Below are 19,224 nucleotides of genomic sequence, written 5' to 3'. Positions count from 1 at the left end.
CAATGAAACGCTTCATTAATAATTAACAAAGTAAATGGTAGCACTCTTATCCGGGTGTGTAAACCTTTGTGTATCGCGATCATAAGGTTCAGTAACCCTATCTCATAGATCAAGAAAGCAAACAAGCTTTCCTTCTGCCGAGGCTCAGGAAAGCTTGTCATTCATTTGCCTATCGATATCAAGAACTATTGGATCGGAGTTATCCATCCATAGGCAGAGGATACCGTTACCAAATTACCATATCCATTAAGTATCCTCTATTAGCTTAATCGGGTAACTATTGGCGCACGGCCTCTTCTTTGTTGGTTCTCGGCAGCTAAATCGTATGGATAGCTGACAGGTAATTCACTGACATCATCCAAACGAGTGATCTGCTCTTCCGTTAAATACCAGCCGCTTCCGCCCAGATTATCATCCAGCTGCTCCACATTCCGTGCACCAATAATTGGTGCTGTAATAACATTACGACTAAGCATCCAGTTCAGCGCAACCTGAGCCGGAGATTTATCTGCTTCCTCAGCAATTGCATGTAAGGTGTCGATAATATTCCATGTAAATTCGTTATTATAACGATCCCATACTTCCTTGTTGGTTCCTACACGGGTATTTTCCTGAGGTTGTTGTCCACGACGAAACTTGCCACTGAGCCAACCCCCACGAAGCGGACTCCAAGGGATCACACCAATACCCTCATTCGCACATAGTGGCAGCAGCTCATACTCCGTTGCACGGCAGAGCAGATTGTACTGTGGCTGAAGGCTGACAAACGTTTCCCAGCCGTTCTGGCGGCTTGTATAGATTGCCTTTTGCAGCTGCCACGCCCGTAGGTTACTGGCCCCGATATAGCGAACCACTCCTTTGCGAACCAAATCATTCAGCGTACTCAAGGTTTCCTCAAGTGGAGTTAACAGATCCCAGGCATGAATCTGGTATAAATCAATGTAGTCCGTACCCAATCGTTTCAGGCTATCCTCGACAGAGGCTAATATATGCTTACGGCTAAGCCCGTTATCGTTGTGGCCCTCTCCCATTGGAAAACGAACCTTGGTCGCAATTACGTAGTCATCGCGTTTTTGGCTGCGCAGCCAGTTACCGACGATCTCCTCCGAAGCACCCTGCGAGTACACATTGGCTGTATCGATAAAATTACCGCCTACCTCAGCAAAACGGTCCATCATTCGAAAACTTTCTTCCTGACTAGCTGCAGCTCCAAAGGTCATCGAGCCCAAGCATAATTCACTAACCCGTAAACCGGTTTTACCCAATGAACGCACATTCATTCATAATTCCTCCTTAGAGTGTTGCTTTATCAAAACTGAGCATGGCAATTTTCGAGTATGCAGCAAACGATTTTCATAAGCGACGTTATGTCCATTATAGAAAGGTTTTATGATTTGCGAAAGGGCTTACAATGGATTAACCTAGTAATGTCTGGGTAAGTGTGCCCCCGTTAAGGGTTACAGGTATGGCTCTACAATGCGTCGAATTCGCTCCAGTCCTTCCCACATATCGCCAGGACCGTCATAAATCAGAACGATCGCACAGTTGCAGCCTGCTGCTCGTACCGTTTCCAGACAGCTGTGAAACTCTGTCTCATCCGGCATGCCTTGTTCATCATAATGGGCTTTGGCATGGACCGAAACGCTATATGGCAGGATCATCCCAAACTCATCATATTTGGTCGGCGGATTGAAATTTCCGAAATCCGTAATCATCCCAACCTGATCACCAGTATGATCAAGAAGCCGTGTGCAGCTGGCACCCGTTGAGGTCAGCGAACGAAAATTTTCAGTAACGACACGTACCCCTTGGCCTGCTGCGTACTCTGCCAACTCCAGAAGTGAGGCTGCTGACTGCCGAATCGCTTCTTCGTCTGTAGGCATAGCTTCACCGGCAATTACACGGATTTGCTTCGCCCCGGCACCCGCTGCGATATCGATCCAATTGCGTATCAAATTAAAATCAGCTTCCCGTCGCGTTTCATCCTGTGCAGTTAAATCCCCGTAATCCAACAACAAGGTATCAAACGATATCCCAGCCGTGATAAAAGCTTGACGCAAGGCTGCCAAATAATCGGGCTCCGTCGAAGGAAAATGAAAATGACATACTTCCAGGGCTTGGTATCCCCGTTGTGCGGCTTCTGCAGGTAATTCAAGCAAACTCAAAACATGCGGCTGCTCCTGTTCCTTGATCTGATGTGTACCTTTCTCAGCATCCCAAACGGTCCAACGAAGCGGGCCCAGCAGACGGTGCAAACTCCATGTACTAACGGATAAGTATGACATTCAACGATTTCCTCCCTCAAGTCATTCAAACGCTTTCATCATAACATAACCGTGTAAACGGTGCGACTCCTGCCAACACTGTATCTTCAGTCGCGGTTCACTCCTTGGGCAAAGGGTATGTATACCATGCAAGGTAAAATGATTTGGACACGCTACTAAGGATTGTTTGAAACGATGAAAGGAGAGATCATGATGGGATCACCGTATACGGCTCATGTCACATCACATGGTGGAAGAAACGGCTTTGTTCGTACATCAGACGGTCTATTCGATCAAAAAGTCGGCACACCTAATGAGGGCGAGGCGGCAGGAACGAACCCTGAGCAGCTATTTGGAGCGGCTTATGCCGCATGTTTTCACAGCGCTCTTAAGAGCATCGCCAAAAGCAAAAGCATCGACACTTCCAACTCACAGGTTACCGCACATGTCACACTTCATAGCGAAGGCACACAATACCATTTATCTGTGGAGATGGAGGTTACCGTCCCAAGTCTTGAAGAAGCCCGGGTCATGGAGCTTGCGGAGGCCGCCCACAAGGTGTGTCCGTACTCCAAAGCGACCCGCGGCAACGTCGAAGTGACCTTAAAGGTGCGGGCTCCGGTACAAAAATAAACAGAGAAATAGTGGACATGCCATGGAATGTAATTATGCCTATGAGCTTGTCCATGAAAACCCTGAAAACACAAAAACCGTTCAGAGCGCTGCGCCTCTAAACGGTTTTTGTTCATATTATGAATGACTTGCCTGAAGCCGAAGCTCCGTCTTTGGCTTAGCCTTCCAGCAGTAGTGCTTCCGGATCCTCAAGCAGCTGCTTGATCGTCACCAGAAAACGTACTGCTTCACTGCCGTCAACGATCCGGTGATCGTAAGAAAGCGCCAAGTACATCATCGGACGGTTCTCGATTCCATCTACGCCAACTGCTACAGGACGCCGCTGGATCGTATGCATACCCAGAATACCGACCTGTGGTGTATTCAGAATCGGTGTCGACAGAAGCGAACCGAACACGCCTCCGTTTGTGATTGTGAACGTACCGCCCTGCAAGTCAGCCAGCGATAGCTTGTTATCGCGTGCTTTGACAGCCAGCTCACCGATATTGCGTTCAATCTCGGCAAAGCTCAGTCGGTCCGCGTCACGTACTACCGGAACGACCAAACCTTCCTTAGCTCCTACCGCGATTCCGATATCATAATATTTTTTAACAAGAATCTCTTCCCCTTCGATCTCTGCATTCAATAGAGGGAAAGCTTTTAACGCGCCAACAACCGCTTTGGTGAAGAACGACATAAAACCGAGACCTACGTTATTCTTCTCCTGGAACGACTGCTTGCGGCGCTTGCGGACATCCATAATGGCCGTCATATCGACTTCGTTAAATGTGGTCAGCATAGCAGCAGTACGCTGTGCTTCCACCAGTCGGTTGGCGATTGTCACCCGACGTCTGGACATTTTCTTCCGTTCAGTCGGTTTCGAGGCATCCACAGCTGCGCTTTCAACAACAGCACGCTTCTCAGCCTGTACCGGTGGTCGCTGTGCAGCAGCCGGCGATGCACTGCCTGCTGATGATCCCGTAGAGGAGTAGGATTCGATGTCACTGCGTGAAACCCGATTGGCGTCAATTCCACCAGCAGAGCGCACCTGATTCAGATCGATTCCCCGTTCTCTCGCCAGCTTACGCACGGATGGAGAAGCCGTGTAAGGACCTTCCTCTTCGGTGGAAGTACCATTGGATCCAGCAGCTTCCTTCACTGTACCAGCGCCTGTGGAGGCTTGGGCAGCCTCAATCGGAGCTGACTGGGATGGCGAAGCCACCGCTGGCTGTTGTGCTGAAGGTGGCTGTGCGTCTGCTGCCTGGCCTGCGCTGATGACACCAACGCTCTCGCCAACCTGTACTGTTTCACCGGCTTGTCTGTTAATTTTTGACAAAATGCCATCAGACTCAGCATTGATCTCCAAATTTACTTTATCGGTTTCCAATTCAAGCAGCAAATCGCCGAATTTAACGGAATCCCCTTCTTTTTTCATCCAGGAAGAGATTGTTCCTTCCGTGATGGATTCTCCCAGTTCCGGTATTTTAATATCCATTGCAGCTAGCGCCTCCCGTATTTGTTGTACCTATTCTGATTAATCTATCATGCTGAATCCCGCGGCTACTCCGCTTATTTATTCGCCTAATACCGCGATCATTTCTTTATTAACTTCCATCGGCTTCAACGCTTCAGCAAGGATGCGCTGCTGTTCGAAGCTGTGAACATTCTGATAACCGCTGGCCGTACTAGCCCGTTCCGGTCTGCCTACATGACGCAAGCTAGCTCCCTCTGGCAGCAGCTCACGAATACGCGGCTCCATATAGGTCCATGCGCCCATGTTCTTGTTCTCTTCCTGAAGCCAGATAATTTCCTCCAGATTGGAAAAACGCTCGATAATCGCGGACAACTCAGCTTTTGGGAATGGATATAGCTGTTCGACACGAGCTACATGCAGCCATTCCAGATCTTTCTGTTCGGCAACAGCATCCTCCAGATCAATCGCTACTTTACCGCTGCACAGAATCAGACGCTTCACCTGATCCGGCTGTTCTCCCAGACCCGTTTGCTCCAGCACGCTCTGGAAGGAGCCTTCACTGAAAGCAATGCCTGGCGAGGCCACGCGTTGATTACGAATCAGACTTTTGGGAGCCATCAAAATCAATGGACGGGCATATTCGCTTTCGGTAATCGCAGCTTGACGTCTGAGCAGATGGAAATATTGAGCCGCGCTGGTCAGATTGGCTACAGTCCAGTTGTCTTCAGCAGCAGCCTGCAAAAACCGCTCCAGCCTTGCGCTGGAATGCTCTGGTCCTTGACCTTCGGAGCCGTGTGGAAGCATCACAACCAAGCTTGATTTCTGCGCCCATTTCATCCGGCCTGCAGAGATGAACTGGTCAAATATAACTTGACCCGCGTTGGCAAAGTCACCATACTGCGCTTCCCAGATTACCAGCGTTTGCGGTGAAAACACGTTGTAGCCATATTCGAAACCAAGCACTGATGCTTCGGATAACGGACTGTTATGAATCGCAAACGAAGCCTTGGCTTGTGGAATCTGATGCAACGGTGAGTAGGTGCGCCCTGTAATAGGATTGTGCAGCATCAAATGCCGATGGGCAAATGTACCGCGTTGAGAATCCTGACCGCTTAGACGAATCGGCTTGCCTTCAGCCAAAATAGTGGCAAAAGCCAGTGTCTCCGCCAGCGCCCAGTCAACCTTTCCGTTAGCCTCCAACGCATTGGCGCGGCGCTCCAATATGCGCTGCAGCTTTGGATACACCTGGAAGTCCGCGGGAAAGTTCAATAACTCCTTGTTAATAGCCTGCAATTGTTCCAGTGGAACAGCTGTCGGAAGTGTCGTTGGATCGATCAGATCTCCAAAATGCTCACTGAAATTGTTCTCTTTGCCATTACCTTCGTTGCTCTTCACTTGGTCGTAAGCATCCTGCATGACCTTCAACGCATCCTGCTTCATCTGGGTCGGCTGATCCTGTGCGACAACACCTTCACTTTTCAGCTTATTCGCATAAATTTCACTTACAGTCGGATGTTTATGCACTTTATTGTACATAATCGGCTGTGTCGCTTCCGGATCATCGGTTTCGTTATGTCCATAACGGCGATATCCCACCAGATCGATCAGAAAATCCTTTTTGAAACGGATACGGTATTCACTAGCCAATCGAATGGCAGCTACGCAAGCCTCTGGATCGTCAGCATTAACATGGACAATCGGCATTTCAAAGCCTTTGGCCAAATCACTGGCATAATGAGTCGAACGTGAATCGGAGCTCTCGGTCGTAAAGCCCAACCGGTTGTTCGCAATAATGTGGATCGTGCCCCCGTTGCTGTAGCCCGACAAATTATTGAAGTTCAAGGTTTCAGCAACAACGCCCTCACCCGGAAAAGCTGCATCGCCATGGATTAAGACCGTAACCGCTTTGCTAACATCCTGCTGAGGGAATCCGGGTAGACTGCGATCATCCTGAGCGGCACGTGTAAAGCCCTCAACAACCGGATTGACATATTCCAGATGACTTGGATTGTTCGCCAGCGTCAAGCGGGTCTCGCCCTTCTCGCCGTCCGTAACCGAACGATAAGCACCTAAATGATATTTAACATCACCTGTCCAGCCAAAATTGATTCCCATGGAGCCCTCGGAAGGAATCAAATCTTTGTTCGGTGAATGATGGAACTCTGAAAAAATCTTGCTATAAGGCTTGCCAAGCACATGCGTAAGTACATTCAATCTGCCGCGATGTGCCATTCCCATCAGAATGTGGCTGGCTCCATCCTTCGTAAAGCGGTTGACAATCTCATCAACAACCGGCACGAGAACATCCAGACCCTCTATGGAAAAACGTTTTTGTCCAACAAAGGTCCTTTGCAGGAAATGCTCAAACTGCTCAACTTGAATTAATCGCTTCAAAAGCGACTTGCGTTCTTCCACGGCGAGCGGCGTGGGCCATGTATTCGACTCCACCTGCTTGTTGAGCCATTCCCGTTCCTCTTGCTCATGGACGTGACTGAATTCATAGGCGATCGTTTTCGTATAAATTTCACGCAGACGCTGGATCGCATCCAAGCCGCTTACGACAGCACCCTGCGCGTTTTCCCAAATCAGGGATGCCGAAATTTCTTTTAAATCCGCTTCGCTCAAATCATAAGTAGCCGATTCCAAAATTCTTGTATCCGACGGTGCACGCAAGCCGAGCGGATCTGTATCTGCAGCCAAATGCCCGTAGGTACGAATATTCCAAACCAGTCTGTCAGCGGCAACCACTTTTCTCATTAACGCCAACTGATCTTCCTGAGAGGTGCCCGACTGTACGGCTGCTCTTGAAGGAACGCTTGCTTGTTCAGCATGAAATACAGACTCAGATGGTGGCGCACCAAAAAGATCGAACAGTTCCCGGAAGGTAGCCTCCACGGAATCAGGATCGATTACGTATTGATCATATTGTTCATACAGGTAACCCAGGTTGGGACCAAAGTAGGCCTCCCACGGCCCGCGCTTAGTTTCGCCAGGTGTCATTGACATATCTCTCCACTCTAATGTTTATTAGAAACAAAAAGCTGCTTACCTAAAACACTCAATACCCTATATTAACCCCATATGAGGGAAGTTAATAACTTGAACAAAGCATTGTGCACATATATTAAATTATAAGGGTTATTTCCATATCGTAAATTGCTTAATTTATATTACACCAATCTAATCTTGATATCAATTTTTACTGGATTTCATTCCCATTTATTAACAATCAATCCGTTACTGCAACTTCCTACAGAATCAAGCGTCTAATCGGTATAGCCATATACGTGCCCATACAATTTAGAAATATAAAATAGAGGAGCGGTTCTGTGAAGCATTTATTTAAATTCAAGCTGATGCCGATGCTCCTGGTTATCATCGCGCCCATCTGTTGGATTGTCGGCGTGGATGCTTACGTAAAAAGCAAAGCTTCCCCCTATATCTACCAGGCCCAGGATGCTCCAACGGCAGATGTGATTGTCGTGCTTGGTGCAAGAGTGTATCCAAACGGATCGGTTTCGGCCATTCTGGGTGACCGTCTGCAAGCTGCGCTAGAGCTTAAAGATGCCGGTAAATCGGATCGGTTCCTTGTAAGCGGCGACCACGGGCAAATCGATTATGACGAGGTTAATGCCATGCGCAGTTTTTTGGAGGAACGGGATGTGCAGCCTCAAAATATTTTTATGGACCATGCTGGCTTCAGCACTTATGAGAGTATGTATCGTGCGCGGGATATTTTCCAGGCACACAAGGTGCTGATCGTTACTCAGCAATATCATCTGATGCGCGCTGTCTATACCGCCCGACAAATGGGAATGGACGCTTACGGTGTTGCTTCGGATAAGCAGGAATACCCGAATATGACGCGTAATCGGCTGCGTGAGGTGCTGGCGAGAAACAAGGATTTTGCCTATGTGAATCTGCTCCAACCCAAACCAACCTATCTGGGTAATCCGATTCCTATTACAAGTGATGGACGATTGACCGCAAATGGACTTTAATTATTACAATAAACACCACAAGAACTACTACTCATTTGTCGGCGAATAAGCAACACAATAAGGCAGATCCAGGGGATCTGCCTTATTGCTGTCCTAGTATATGTTATATACTAGCGTTCAGTATACAACCAACCCGCCTGCTTGCACAATGCGCTTCACATAATCGCCATAAATACGCTGTGATCTTGCAGGTAACCGTCAGTTGATCATCGTACTATTGAACTCAACCCTGAAATCAAGCCAAAGCAGACTTCAGATCCTCGTTCGAATTTGCCCACATTTCGGGGTTATATTCCATCAGCAGCTTCTTCAAAGCCGCTTTCTCCTGATCACCCAGATTGTCAAGCATGATGCGGCGTTTCAGCGCATAGTCCATCCGGTTAACGTGATCGGCAAGGATTTTCCAGCCGCGCCGCGCTTCCCTGTCTACCAGCATTTCACACGAGGTCACACCAGCGTAATACATGCCCTCTTCCTTCCGATCTGCGGCCACCCACACAATCCAGCTGGATATACCGTTTGGCACATCCTCCTTGTTAACGGAGAATTTGATGCCCTTCTCCACCTTGCTCTTGGCATGCAGCGCCCCCATATCGAGATACGCTTCGCCTTCTTCAATGATAACGCTCGACATCTGGCTTAAATTAATCGCTCCTGCACCAAAGCCGCGATGCTCTACCTTGCCGCTGACGATATTCAGTGCCAGCTTCTTCGGCTTATCCGCAGGCTGTGCTGCAGCCTGCTCCTGAGGTTGATCTTTATTTATATCCATGAAAGGCACCATCCTATTACAAATAAAGTTTGTCTTACTTGTTTATTTTAGCTAATAATCCTCGTTTTGCAAACATATACATGCTGTAGATGCTTGTCAACGGGGTGAAAATGAGATGAAGAAACAATTTGGCAGCCGCGCTGCGCAATGGTGCTTACTTATTGTACTAGCTTGTGGACTCACATGGGGCAGCTATGCTCTGCAAAACAACAGCCCCAACGTACAAAATCAGCCGAAGGCCCTATCTGCCTCGGCCCTGCTCTCAGCGATGGCCGAAGAACCAACCGCACCACCCCAGTCAACCCCTGCGCCGCCAAGTCTGCCGGCCAAGCCTGTGGAAACACCAGCCCCAAGACCGCTCAGTAACCGCATCGTGGAGTATCACATGAATGTTCAACTGGACGCCCAAAGTAAGCTGCTCTCAGGAACACAATCGTTAACCTGGAAAAACCCCGGCTCGCAGCCGGTACAGGAGCTGTATTTCCATATGTATCCCAACGCATTCAGCTCTAAAAAATCGACCTTCATGAAAGAATCAGGAGGCAAACTGCGCGACGATACAAGTAAGGAAGGCAGCTATGGCGGCATGGAAATCAGTTCCATCAAGACACTCGATGGCGAAGAGCTCATTGGAAGCCTACAGTACGTCCAGCCCGATGATGGCAACAAAGAAGACCACTCACTCATGAAGATCACACTGCCTAAAGCAATCAAACCTGGACAAAAGATAACACTCGAAGGCGTATTTTCCGTCAAGCTACCGGCCGTATTTGCACGTATGGGTTATGCGGATGACTTCGTGATGGCAGGGCAATGGTTTCCCAAAGTAGCGGTTTATGAGCCGGCAGGACGGCGAGGCCGCACAGCAGAAGGCTGGAATCTGCATCAATACCATGGCAATTCGGAGTTTTACGCTGATTTTGGTATTTACGACGTTCGCATTCAGGTGCCCTCCAGCTATACGGTAGCTGCAACCGGTTTTCCGCTCAAGCCGCCTGTGGACGATGGCAAAACCAAGACTTATGCGTTCTACGCAGATGATGTGCATGATTTTGCCTGGTCGGCTTCACCACATTTTATTTATTACGAAGAGCCGTACGCTACACCTCAGATTCCTGGGGTGCGCATCAAGCTGTATCTGGACCCCAAGCACGAGGAGCTAAAAGGACGATATATGACCGCAGCCAAGAAAGCGCTGGCCCGCTATTCACAGTGGTATGGTAGCTATCCCTACTCGACGCTCTCAATCGTCGTGCCACCCGAGAACGCCAATGGTGCAGGTGGCATGGAATATCCGACACTGGTTACAGGCTGGGGGGCTTCCGAGGATCAGCCGGACCTTGATCTGGAGCGCGTTATCGTGCATGAGATCGGCCATCAGTTCTGGTACGGGATGGTAGCCAGCAACGAGTTCGAGGAAGCCTGGCTTGATGAAGGTTTTACCTCCTATGCCGAGGATAAGCTGATGGAGCAGGAATATGGAGTCAAGCCTAATCTGACACTGGAAGCCAGCTATATTACCAATCCCAAGTCACTGAAGCTTGACTCCTGGAGCTATGGGAAACATGAGGCCTACGCAGAAAATGTATACACGCGCGCCAAGCTCGTGCTTCGTGCAATCGAAGCCCAGATCGGCAGCGAGATGATGCAGCGGACTTTAAAATCGTATTTTCAAAGCTGGAAGTTCAAACATCCGACCACATCTGATTTTCAAAAAACACTTGAGGATACGACTAAAAAGAGCTGGGCTCAGTTTTTTGACGAATTCGTCTATGGTGGACAAATGGTCGATTACGCCATAACAGGGATCCACACGAAACAAATCATCGCTGACGGACAACCGCTCTATGAAAATACGGTAAGGATTCAAAAGTATGGCGGAACTTATCATCAGGTCCCGATCCGGTTCCACTTTGCAGATGGCTCACAGATCGATCGACTCTGGGATGGCATCGATGGTGACGTTACGTTCAAGCTGCAGCATCCGACACAGCTGCAATGGGCAGTTATTGACCCTCAACATACCCTTGTATTGGAAAATAAACGTATGAACAGCTTTATGAAAACCGACGTGGACTCAAAGCTTGTGATGCGCCTGCAGACAGGTATCGTCAAATTAATCGAGACCTTGCTGGACGGGGTCGCTTGGTGAGGAGGCACAAAGGATGTGGAAGCTGCTAAAATCCGGATTAATGAATGCTTGGAATCAGCCTTTTGCCGTCTGTGCATTGTTTACGTATAATTTGTTGTGGGGCCTGATCCTGTATACTGCAGTTCGCTCGATTGTCGTTCCGCTGCTGCACCGCTACCCCAGCCCCGAGCTGTCCCGTGAGGCGGTTCAATTATTTTGGCTGGAGGGGCAATTCCAAATTACGAAAACCGATCTGATCGTGCCATATCTATGGTGGGCACTCGCATTGCTGCTGATTCGCATGGTCCTGAGCCCGCTCCTGAGCGCTGGCATCTACTATTCGCTGGAGCACACGGAATTAAATGCTGGATATCGCTTTGTACGCGGAATCCGCAAGCTCGGTCTGCCTTTTCTCGGCTTGTATTTGCTTCAAATTGTTCTAACAGTCGCTCCCTTATACCTATTGGGAACGAAAGTCATCGAGGGCTATCACTCCCATGCCTCCTTGACGGCTATCGGCTGGCATCTGCTGCCATGGCTTGGCATCTATGTGGCTTATCTGATCCTGATACAAACCTTATTTATGTATATGCAGTTTGGGCTTGCCAGCGGCAAATCGGTTCTCATTTCTTGTCGGCTGCTCGTCCGCAATGTGCTTACCATCCTGCTGCTGGCTATCGTTACAATGTCAATCACCTTCACCCTCTCCGCTCTTGTGATAACATCAGCTCTCGTATGGGCGGGCTTCGCGGCTCTCGTGCTGGTTCAGGCTTATCGGCTGCTTCATATGTTTTGCAAGATGTGGACGATCACCTCACAGCACGCCTTGTGGAACGCCAATCACGAATAAATCAGCCTTCTTGAGTTAGAAACTTTCCGTAATGTATCAAACGAACCTAAATTAGCCTCGCTGCCGCGTTTATAAACGTGGCCGAGGTTTTTTTGCTTTGCAAATATTTTATATGACTATAGTCCTGAATTCGTCAAAAAAGCCCTTTTTCATTAATCGAATTCGACATAAATTTTACAAAATAAATAAAAAATGTAAAATTTAATTGTTGGAATACGTTTTCATTTTCAGCTCTGAATAGAGTCAAACCCATTCAAACCCTTGCTGTATAAGGTTTATAATGAATTTGAAGAAAGTTTCATGTTTCGACCATTAAATGTGTACATTTTGTGACTAAAGGAGGAATTTTAAGGTAAACGCCGAATTCGTCTTAAGTGTAACAAAAAAACTATGCATTTGCCGAATTTCCGACATACTGGAAAACGGGGGATCCAATCTGGGTGAATTGATCTCGTTTCAGAGTGATCATAGGGAACCTTCAACCGAACCCTCAGCTAACCTCGTAGGCACCGGAAGGGGAAAATTTTTTGAAGAAGTTTTTTGGTATTGCATTAGGTTTAGCACTGTTTTGCAGTGTGCAAGTAGGCAGTGTTTTTGCCGAAACCCCTTTGAGCCAAGCTGTTAACGATGGCGTGGGTGCTCCTTACAAGTACGCTGGTACGACGAAGAACGGATTTGATTGCTCTGGTTACACAGCTTTCGTTTTTGCCAAATTGGATATCAAACTGCCGCACCAATCCAAAGGGCAAGCAGAAGTTGGTACAACAGTTGAAAAAGACGATCTGCGTCCTGGGGATCTTGTGTTTTTCAAGACAGACGGTGTAGGAATTTCTCATGTTGGCGTGTATGTTGGGGGCGGTAAGTTTTACCATTCAGCTACCAATATAGGCGTTACTGTCAACAAGCTTAATGAAAATTACTACTCCAAGTATTATGTTACCGCTAAACGTATTTTATCTGACGAGCAGTACGAAGCTTTTATGTCAGATAATCAATAGAATGAAGTGAAAGAAACCTACTTTCTTACACCATACTTCTACAGTTGAGCGAACCATTTTGTATGGAGCCCTCAGTGCTTGCTTCCGTTGCGCACCTCTTGCGTCGGACAAGGCTGCAGGGCTCTCTTCATTTATTACCCTCTATTACCCTACAAAATTTCGGTTGAATCGCCTATCAAAAACAACCATTCAATCATTCTGAATATTCAATTTATTGCAACCGATACTTGCAGCGTGTGATTTCCAATATGCACCGAACGAGCTTCTCTGCTGTTGTACAAAGCTATAAACGAGGTGCCCATTCATGATTATATTTTTACATCGTAAGGATTTGCGGGTGGACGATATGCTCGCCTTCAACTATATTCACGCTATGCACAAACAAAGCCTGCATGTGCTCATTCTGGACCCCTTCTTGCTGGGGCATGAACGGTATCTGGAGCACAGCGGCGTCAACTTTCTCCAGCATGCGGCACGGCTCAGACAGCTGTATCTGGAAGCTGGCCAGCAGCTGCATATTGTATATGGCGAGCCTTCTGCGGTCCTGAATACACTGCTGGCTGCACACCCCGTGGAGGAACTCGTATTTCACGAGGATAGCACCCCTTATGCCAAGCAAAGAGATCGGCTGCTTCGTGCGACTGCAGAGGCCGCACGGGTGAATGTTACCTCCTTCGACGAGCAGGCGCTTCTGGACCTGCGAGACTTTCACCGATGGAGCGGACGCAGCGAGCCGTACAAGGTGTTTACGCCCTTTTACCGGAAGTGGAGCGATTATCGGCTCCGCTTCTATCGACCGGCCACGAGCGTGCATGTGAGCCAGCTCGCCACAGTCGCGCTGGCTCCTGACGCAGCCGAGGCGTATGCACTGCCGCCGCAGCTGGAAGCGGCGCTGGCCGCAGGCGACGCGGAAGCCACGGGCGGGTGCGGGTCGGTGCCTGGGGCACCCGACCCGCACAGCGTGCTGCGCGGCTTCCTCGCGGAGCGGCTGAGCGGCTACGCCGATGGGCGCGATCGCTTCGCGCGCGAGGCGACGAGCCGCTTGAGCCGGCACCTTAACGTCGGCGCTATATCCGCGCGCACCGTCTACGAAGCGCTGCTGGAATCGGAGCAGCGCGAGGTCTGGTTGCGACAGCTCGCCTGGCGCGACTTCTACATCTATCAGTCACGGCTTGACAGTGATTATTTTCATTACGAGAAAAGATATGATCTGTCACCGTTGGACAATCGCTACTTCCAGGCCTGGAGCGAAGCGCGAACCGGTATCCCGATTATCGATGCGGCCATGACAGAGCTCAATACAACAGGCTGGATGCCAAATCGCCTGCGCATGGTAACCTCGATGTTTCTGACCAAAAACCTGCTCTGTCCGTTCACCTACGGAGAACAATATTTTCGCTTCAAGCTGAGCGATTATGACAATGTTCTGAACCGTGGAGGCTGGCTATGGTGTGCTTCTCTTGGATTTGACGCTGCACCTTATTTTCGGATCATGAATCCCGCAACCCAATCGGCTACTCATGATCCTGGCGCAGACTATATTCGGCGCTGGCTGCCAGAGCTTGCAGGTTTATCCGACAAGCAGATCCATCTGCCGCAGGCGCATGCTCTTGTCGAGCTGACAGCCTCACGAGCCCGCGCTATTGAGGTTTATAAGGGGATCTTGCAAAGTGGGCGTAAATAAGGTAATTTGCCGGCTGCAGAGGCTTATCGAAGGAAAAGCGAGTAACATGTGAGGTTCATTATCACCGATAGTGATATAATTGGAAAACAACAACATATCTTGTTACGAGGAGTGAGTACGATGAAAGCCATTCTTATCGACGACGAGCGACCCGCGCTGCGGCAGCTGGAACAGCTGCTTCAAGATGTTGACGGCATTCAAGTCACTGGTAAATTTCTTTCAGCGAAGGCAGGGTTGGAGCATCTGGCTACTGAACAGACCGATATCGTATTTCTCGATATTGGAATGCCTGAAATGAATGGCTTGACAGCTGCGGAATATATCCAACAAATCGACGATAATATCCAGATTGTATATATAACCGCCTATGCGCAATATGCACTCGAAGCCTTCGAGCTTCATGCGCTTGATTATTTGCTGAAGCCGGTCGATCCCATCCGATTTTCCAAAACACTGAATCGTATTCAGGCTTACACACCGGTTAAAGAGCGCACTGCAAAGATACCAACCGACCCGGAACCTCTGGTATTTTGTTTTAACAATCTTGTCTTATCTCCCCGTATTGACCCTGATGGCAAGGTGAAATGGAGAACAGCCAAAACCAAGGAGCTGTTTGCCTTCCTGATTCATCATAAAGGCAGCCGGATCGGCAAGGATGTGCTGCTTGAGGAGATCTGGCCCCACTTCACTCCTGACAAAGCCATGATTCATCTACACACCTCCATCTATCAGATCCGAAAAATTATCAAGCAATCCGGTCTGCCTACGACACTGGATTTTTCATTAGAGAGCTACCGTCTGAATACCGACAGTCTAGCGATCGATGTGGACTTCTTTGAAAGCAAAATTGCACCTATCGAAGGGTTGGATACACTGAACGAGAGCCAATGGCGGCAAGCGGACCTTGCCTTAAAGCTATATACGGGCCATTATTTTGATGAGCAGGATTATCGTTGGGCCAAAGCGAGAAGAAATCAGCTGCTGCAGCGCTACCTGAACCTGACGCTTCGAACTGCAGAGTATGAGCTAGCCACGGGTCGTGAGCGTCAGGCAATCGGGAGGCTGGAACAGGCACAGGAGAAGGAACCGTATTCTGAGGAAATAACGGAGCTGCTAATGATGGGTTTAGCCCAGCTAAAAAATTACACGGCACTGCAAAACGTGTACGAATCGTTCGTCATGCTGCTGCGCAATGATTTGGACATCACCCCCCAGCCGCAACTACGGGAGCGTTATGATCAATTCATGCAAGAAGTTGAATGAAGCTCACAGCTCTGTATCCTTGATGTCAGGACCCTGCAGCGGAACTTCAAAGCTAACGGTTGTTCCCTGCTTCCACTCACTCTCGATTTTCAACCCTTTCCCGTAGAGCATGAGCAGCCGTTTATGTATGTTTTTCAGTCCGACTCCGCTGGAGCCATTGTCGGATAAGACAGCAGCCAGCTGCTCGGATGGAATTCCGACGCCATTATCCGTAACAATCACCTTGATCCCCGTCTCCTGACTTTGGATGGTGATTTGGACCTTACCTCCTTCACTGCGCTGCATAATGCCATGCCTGACTGCATTCTCAACTATCGGCTGGATACAGAGCGGGGGAATCATGATGAAGCCTTGTTCGACAATATCGTATTGTACCTCCAGACGTTCCTCGAACCTGGCTTGTTCCAGATAGAGATAGGCCTGGACGAGCTCAAGCTCCTTATGAAGTGGAACCAGCTGATCACGGTTCTGAAAATCAAAGCTGCTGCGCAAATAGCGGCTCAGCTCAAGGAGCAGCTGCATCGTTTTATTCGAATCAAGGCGGCAAATGGCGATAATGGTATTAAGGGCATTGTATAGAAAATGCGGTTTGATTTGTGCTTGTAAAAAGGCCATCTCCGTACTAATCAAGGTCCGTACGGATTGGCGCAGCTCCAGCAAGGTGCGGACACGTGCTCTAAGCTCACCTGCATCCACTGGCTTCGTAAGAAAGTCATTCACTCCTGCACGAAAGCCTGCGACAATTTCCTCAGGACGGCTCCTTGCCGTTAACATAAGCACAGGCAGCTCAGAGAGCATGTACCGCTCACGTATCACTTTGCACAGCTCCAGTCCGGATAACCCCGGCATCATCCAATCCGTAATAACCAGATCGACCTGCGGGTTGCGGCTCATGATATCGAGAGCTTGAGCTCCATGATGGGCCGCAAGCACACGGTAGTTTTCCAGGGTCAGCAAGTTCATCAGCACCTGCAGATTAACAGGGTCATCGTCGACGATCAATACGGTTCCGTTGGCAAATTCATTTGACTGCATTCCCTCGACAAATACCTCTGCAGCAGCAGATATTTCAGTAAACACGATTTGTTGCTGCATTCTTTGTACTACTTCCGGCTTACCCGATGCTGCGGGAAGCGTAAAATAAAACAGCGATCCCACGCCAGGCTCTGACTCTACCGCAAGCTTACCGCCACCGAGCTCAATCAGTTTTTTGGTAATATGCAGACCAAGTCCGGTTCCCATATATGTTTGACTGTCTCCATCTGCAAGCTCGACGTATGGATTGAAAATATCGTCCAACCGATTTTTGGCAATCCCTTTTCCAGTATCGGAAACGTATATTTTCACCTCCCCGTCTTCCACCTCGGCATAAATCCGAATCTCTCCCTCCTGGGTAAACTTGACTGCGTTTCCGAGCAGGTTGTAGAGGATTTGCCTTAGTCTGTCTTCATCCGTATCCAACATCGGCAGGTCATCCGGCCACTGCTGCACAAATCGAATGTTTTTCCCGTCCCTGACATGATGTACAACCTCCAGCACCGATTGAACGACAGAAGGCAGATTTACCTTTTGACGCTGCATCTGCAGTTGCCCGTTCTTTAGCTTGTTGAAATCAAGAATATCATTAATCAGGAATTTCAATCGTTGGCCCGTAGCAACAATCATCGATAAATGTCTGGCCTGTTCAGTGTTCAGCGGTCCCGCTACCCCACCGAGCAGCGAGTCTGCCATATTGACGATTCCATGCAACGGAGTTCTCAGCTCATGTGACGTACTGGCCATAAACTCATCCTTCATGTCGTCCAGGGTAAGCAGTTTGCGTGAGAGCTGTTCCACCTTGTTGAATAGGTTCGTGAACCGTTTGGCGAGCAGCAAGGCTTGTGCAAAAATAAAAACAAGAATTTCGTAAGGAAAGAATATGTAATCCTCTAATGAGCCAAAAATATTGAATAAATTGATCGCCAGCATCATCAGGATGCTTTGCAAGCCTGCCAGAATAGCGAGTGAATTGTCCTCACCCAGCTTCAAGCCTTTTAACATCAAATAAAGGATATAGCCCACACTGATAAAGCCGAACACATAATAAACAATTTCCCCCTCTGAAAACAGGCGGCTCGGCAAAAAAATGGCCTCAAGTGTCAATAATGAGACAATCACCTTTAACCAAGGCATTATGGCACGTTGATGGAATCTCGGAAATAAACAGACTGTATATAAAATCAAGCAATAGTAGACGAATGTGGAGGCTATCAATTGAAGCTTCATTACCAACTCATAAGGAATAAAGGGCAGCTCCGCCAGAATCAGCTTCTCTCCATGGGTCAATACATACATAAGACCCCAAAAGCAGAACGCACCGAGGTGCAGCAGGGAAGACTCCCTTTTACGCAAGCGGAATAACAGCAAAAAGTATACGGATAATATTAAAAATCCTGCTGTCGTAAGCAAGTACCCAAAGATATGATATTCGCGGTTTTTCAATACGGACGGTTGATCGCCAAACAAGAGCGGATAAATCATCCCACCCGATGAATAGCTAAAATTGGACACTTGTACGACGATCTCAATCTCATTTCCATTAATAGCAAAAAAACGGACGTACGGCACATTATTCGGAGTGCTTTCCTCGGCCGTCAAACCCGGGATACCGCTTGCGCCGATCAGTTGACTATTAACAAACAGGCGATTGGCCATACGGATGTTGACAGTCCGAATACCGTATACGGCAGACTCCTTGTGTGTCAGCACCAGACGCAGTCGATAGGTACCTGCACCATCTGCAGTCGATTCATCCTGCTCATTTTTCATATATTCATTCCACTTCCCAGGTACAGATACCATTTCGGTTTGAACCGGCTTTTGCTTACCTGCACTTGCCGATTCGATAAAATCAGCGGGGGTCAACAACTGATTGCGATAAAATTCCCATTCACCGGTCAATTGAACAGGTCCATCAGTCACAAAGTTCCAATCGCTCAAATCCATCCAGCCCTTGTTGGCTTGAGGATTGTTCTGGAAACTGTCCATATTGCGAATAACCCCATACAGCGGCAGCAGGGTAATGAATATAATCCCTATTAGCAAAGCAAACCCGTACTTCTTCATCCAGCCGCCCTCGCTTTATACACGTATGTGCTTAAATCATATCACGGATTGCCAGAGAACGACATACAAC

The 19,224-nt window shown here is 48.5% G+C and carries 13 protein-coding genes and 1 riboswitch; of the genes, 7 read left to right on the top strand and 6 right to left on the bottom strand.

The genetic code is table 11. The features are described from left to right. Window positions 1–260: 260 nt before the first annotated feature. Both OB236_RS33935 and OB236_RS33930 read right to left on the bottom strand, forming a co-directional pair. Window positions 261–1,280: an aldo/keto reductase gene (locus tag OB236_RS33935; RefSeq protein WP_262688007.1), complete on the bottom strand. Its 1,020-nt coding sequence runs from the start codon at window positions 1,278–1,280 to the stop codon at window positions 261–263. Between the two features lie 177 nt (window positions 1,281–1,457). Continuing rightward, window positions 1,458–2,285, bottom strand: coding sequence for a sugar phosphate isomerase/epimerase family protein (locus OB236_RS33930; RefSeq protein ID WP_262688006.1), 828 nt, complete (start codon window positions 2,283–2,285; stop codon window positions 1,458–1,460). Window positions 2,286–2,474: 189 nt separating this feature from the next. Between OB236_RS33930 and OB236_RS33925 the strand changes: the two genes are divergently transcribed. Beyond that, window positions 2,475–2,897 carry an organic hydroperoxide resistance protein gene (locus OB236_RS33925; protein WP_262688005.1) on the top strand — a complete coding sequence of 141 codons (423 nt, stop codon included), beginning with the start codon at window positions 2,475–2,477 and terminating at the stop codon, window positions 2,895–2,897. A gap of 157 nt (window positions 2,898–3,054) precedes the next feature. On the opposite strand, the gene odhB is transcribed toward OB236_RS33925, so the two are convergent. Together odhB and OB236_RS33915 are read right to left on the bottom strand one after the other, a co-directional pair. Next, complete coding sequence (gene odhB / locus OB236_RS33920; RefSeq protein WP_262688004.1) at window positions 3,055–4,371, bottom strand: 2-oxoglutarate dehydrogenase complex dihydrolipoyllysine-residue succinyltransferase; 1,317 nt, start codon at window positions 4,369–4,371, stop codon at window positions 3,055–3,057. 78 nt (window positions 4,372–4,449) lie between these two features. After that, on the bottom strand, window positions 4,450–7,350 hold the full coding sequence (locus OB236_RS33915) for a 2-oxoglutarate dehydrogenase E1 component (RefSeq protein WP_262688003.1): 2,901 nt from the start codon (window positions 7,348–7,350) through the stop codon (window positions 4,450–4,452). Window positions 7,351–7,679: 329 nt separating this feature from the next. Between OB236_RS33915 and OB236_RS33910 the strand changes: the two genes are divergently transcribed. Further along, window positions 7,680–8,351 (top strand): SanA/YdcF family protein, encoded by a 672-nt coding sequence (locus tag OB236_RS33910; RefSeq protein WP_262688002.1) that lies wholly within the window; start codon window positions 7,680–7,682, stop codon window positions 8,349–8,351. Between the two features lie 235 nt (window positions 8,352–8,586). On the opposite strand, the gene OB236_RS33905 is transcribed toward OB236_RS33910, so the two are convergent. After that, complete coding sequence (locus tag OB236_RS33905; protein WP_076237193.1) at window positions 8,587–9,123, bottom strand: YwhD family protein; 537 nt, start codon at window positions 9,121–9,123, stop codon at window positions 8,587–8,589. Between the two features lie 115 nt (window positions 9,124–9,238). Between OB236_RS33905 and OB236_RS33900 the strand changes: the two genes are divergently transcribed. The 5 genes from OB236_RS33900 (at window position 9,239) to OB236_RS33880 (ending at window position 16,049) form a co-directional block, all read left to right on the top strand. Next, window positions 9,239–11,275, top strand: coding sequence for a M1 family metallopeptidase (locus tag OB236_RS33900; protein WP_262688001.1), 2,037 nt, complete (start codon window positions 9,239–9,241; stop codon window positions 11,273–11,275). Window positions 11,276–11,288: 13 nt separating this feature from the next. Then, entirely contained in the window at window positions 11,289–12,104 is an 816-nt protein-coding gene (locus OB236_RS33895) for a hypothetical protein (RefSeq protein ID WP_076237191.1), read from the top strand. A gap of 387 nt (window positions 12,105–12,491) precedes the next feature. Further along, a riboswitch (cyclic di-AMP (ydaO/yuaA leader) is annotated at window positions 12,492–12,628 on the top strand. 3 nt (window positions 12,629–12,631) lie between these two features. Beyond that, entirely contained in the window at window positions 12,632–13,102 is a 471-nt protein-coding gene (locus tag OB236_RS33890; RefSeq protein ID WP_076237190.1) for a C40 family peptidase, read from the top strand. A 304-nt stretch (window positions 13,103–13,406) separates the two neighbouring features. After that, window positions 13,407–14,786 (top strand): cryptochrome/photolyase family protein, encoded by a 1,380-nt coding sequence (locus OB236_RS33885; RefSeq protein WP_262688000.1) that lies wholly within the window; start codon window positions 13,407–13,409, stop codon window positions 14,784–14,786. Window positions 14,787–14,906: 120 nt separating this feature from the next. Then, complete coding sequence (locus tag OB236_RS33880) at window positions 14,907–16,049, top strand: response regulator (protein WP_262687999.1); 1,143 nt, start codon at window positions 14,907–14,909, stop codon at window positions 16,047–16,049. A gap of 3 nt (window positions 16,050–16,052) precedes the next feature. Here the strand turns inward: OB236_RS33880 and OB236_RS33875 are convergent, their stop codons facing one another. After that, complete coding sequence (locus tag OB236_RS33875; RefSeq protein WP_262687998.1) at window positions 16,053–19,154, bottom strand: hybrid sensor histidine kinase/response regulator; 3,102 nt, start codon at window positions 19,152–19,154, stop codon at window positions 16,053–16,055. Between the last annotated feature and the right edge of the window lie 70 nt (window positions 19,155–19,224).

The organism is Paenibacillus baimaensis (assembly GCF_025567575.1).
The sequence above is the reverse complement of the archived record's forward strand: the minus strand, read 5'-3'. Positions and strand labels throughout refer to the sequence as shown.

Excerpts from the sequence above, each read along its gene's own strand:
- OB236_RS33905 (WP_076237193.1), bottom strand. The coding sequence starts at position 9,123 with ATGGATATAAATAAAGATCAACCTCAGGAGCAGGCTGCAGCACAGCCT.
- OB236_RS33895 (WP_076237191.1), top strand. The coding sequence starts at position 11,289 with ATGTGGAAGCTGCTAAAATCCGGATTAATGAATGCTTGGAATCAGCCT.
- OB236_RS33900 (WP_262688001.1), top strand. The coding sequence starts at position 9,239 with ATGAAGAAACAATTTGGCAGCCGCGCTGCGCAATGGTGCTTACTTATT.
- OB236_RS33915 (WP_262688003.1), bottom strand. The coding sequence starts at position 7,350 with ATGACACCTGGCGAAACTAAGCGCGGGCCGTGGGAGGCCTACTTTGGT.
- OB236_RS33930 (WP_262688006.1), bottom strand. The coding sequence starts at position 2,285 with ATGTCATACTTATCCGTTAGTACATGGAGTTTGCACCGTCTGCTGGGC.
- OB236_RS33935 (WP_262688007.1), bottom strand. The coding sequence starts at position 1,280 with ATGAATGTGCGTTCATTGGGTAAAACCGGTTTACGGGTTAGTGAATTA.
- odhB (WP_262688004.1), bottom strand. The coding sequence starts at position 4,371 with ATGGATATTAAAATACCGGAACTGGGAGAATCCATCACGGAAGGAACA.
- OB236_RS33875 (WP_262687998.1), bottom strand. The coding sequence starts at position 19,154 with ATGAAGAAGTACGGGTTTGCTTTGCTAATAGGGATTATATTCATTACC.
- OB236_RS33880 (WP_262687999.1), top strand. The coding sequence starts at position 14,907 with ATGAAAGCCATTCTTATCGACGACGAGCGACCCGCGCTGCGGCAGCTG.
- OB236_RS33885 (WP_262688000.1), top strand. The coding sequence starts at position 13,407 with ATGATTATATTTTTACATCGTAAGGATTTGCGGGTGGACGATATGCTC.
- OB236_RS33925 (WP_262688005.1), top strand. The coding sequence starts at position 2,475 with ATGATGGGATCACCGTATACGGCTCATGTCACATCACATGGTGGAAGA.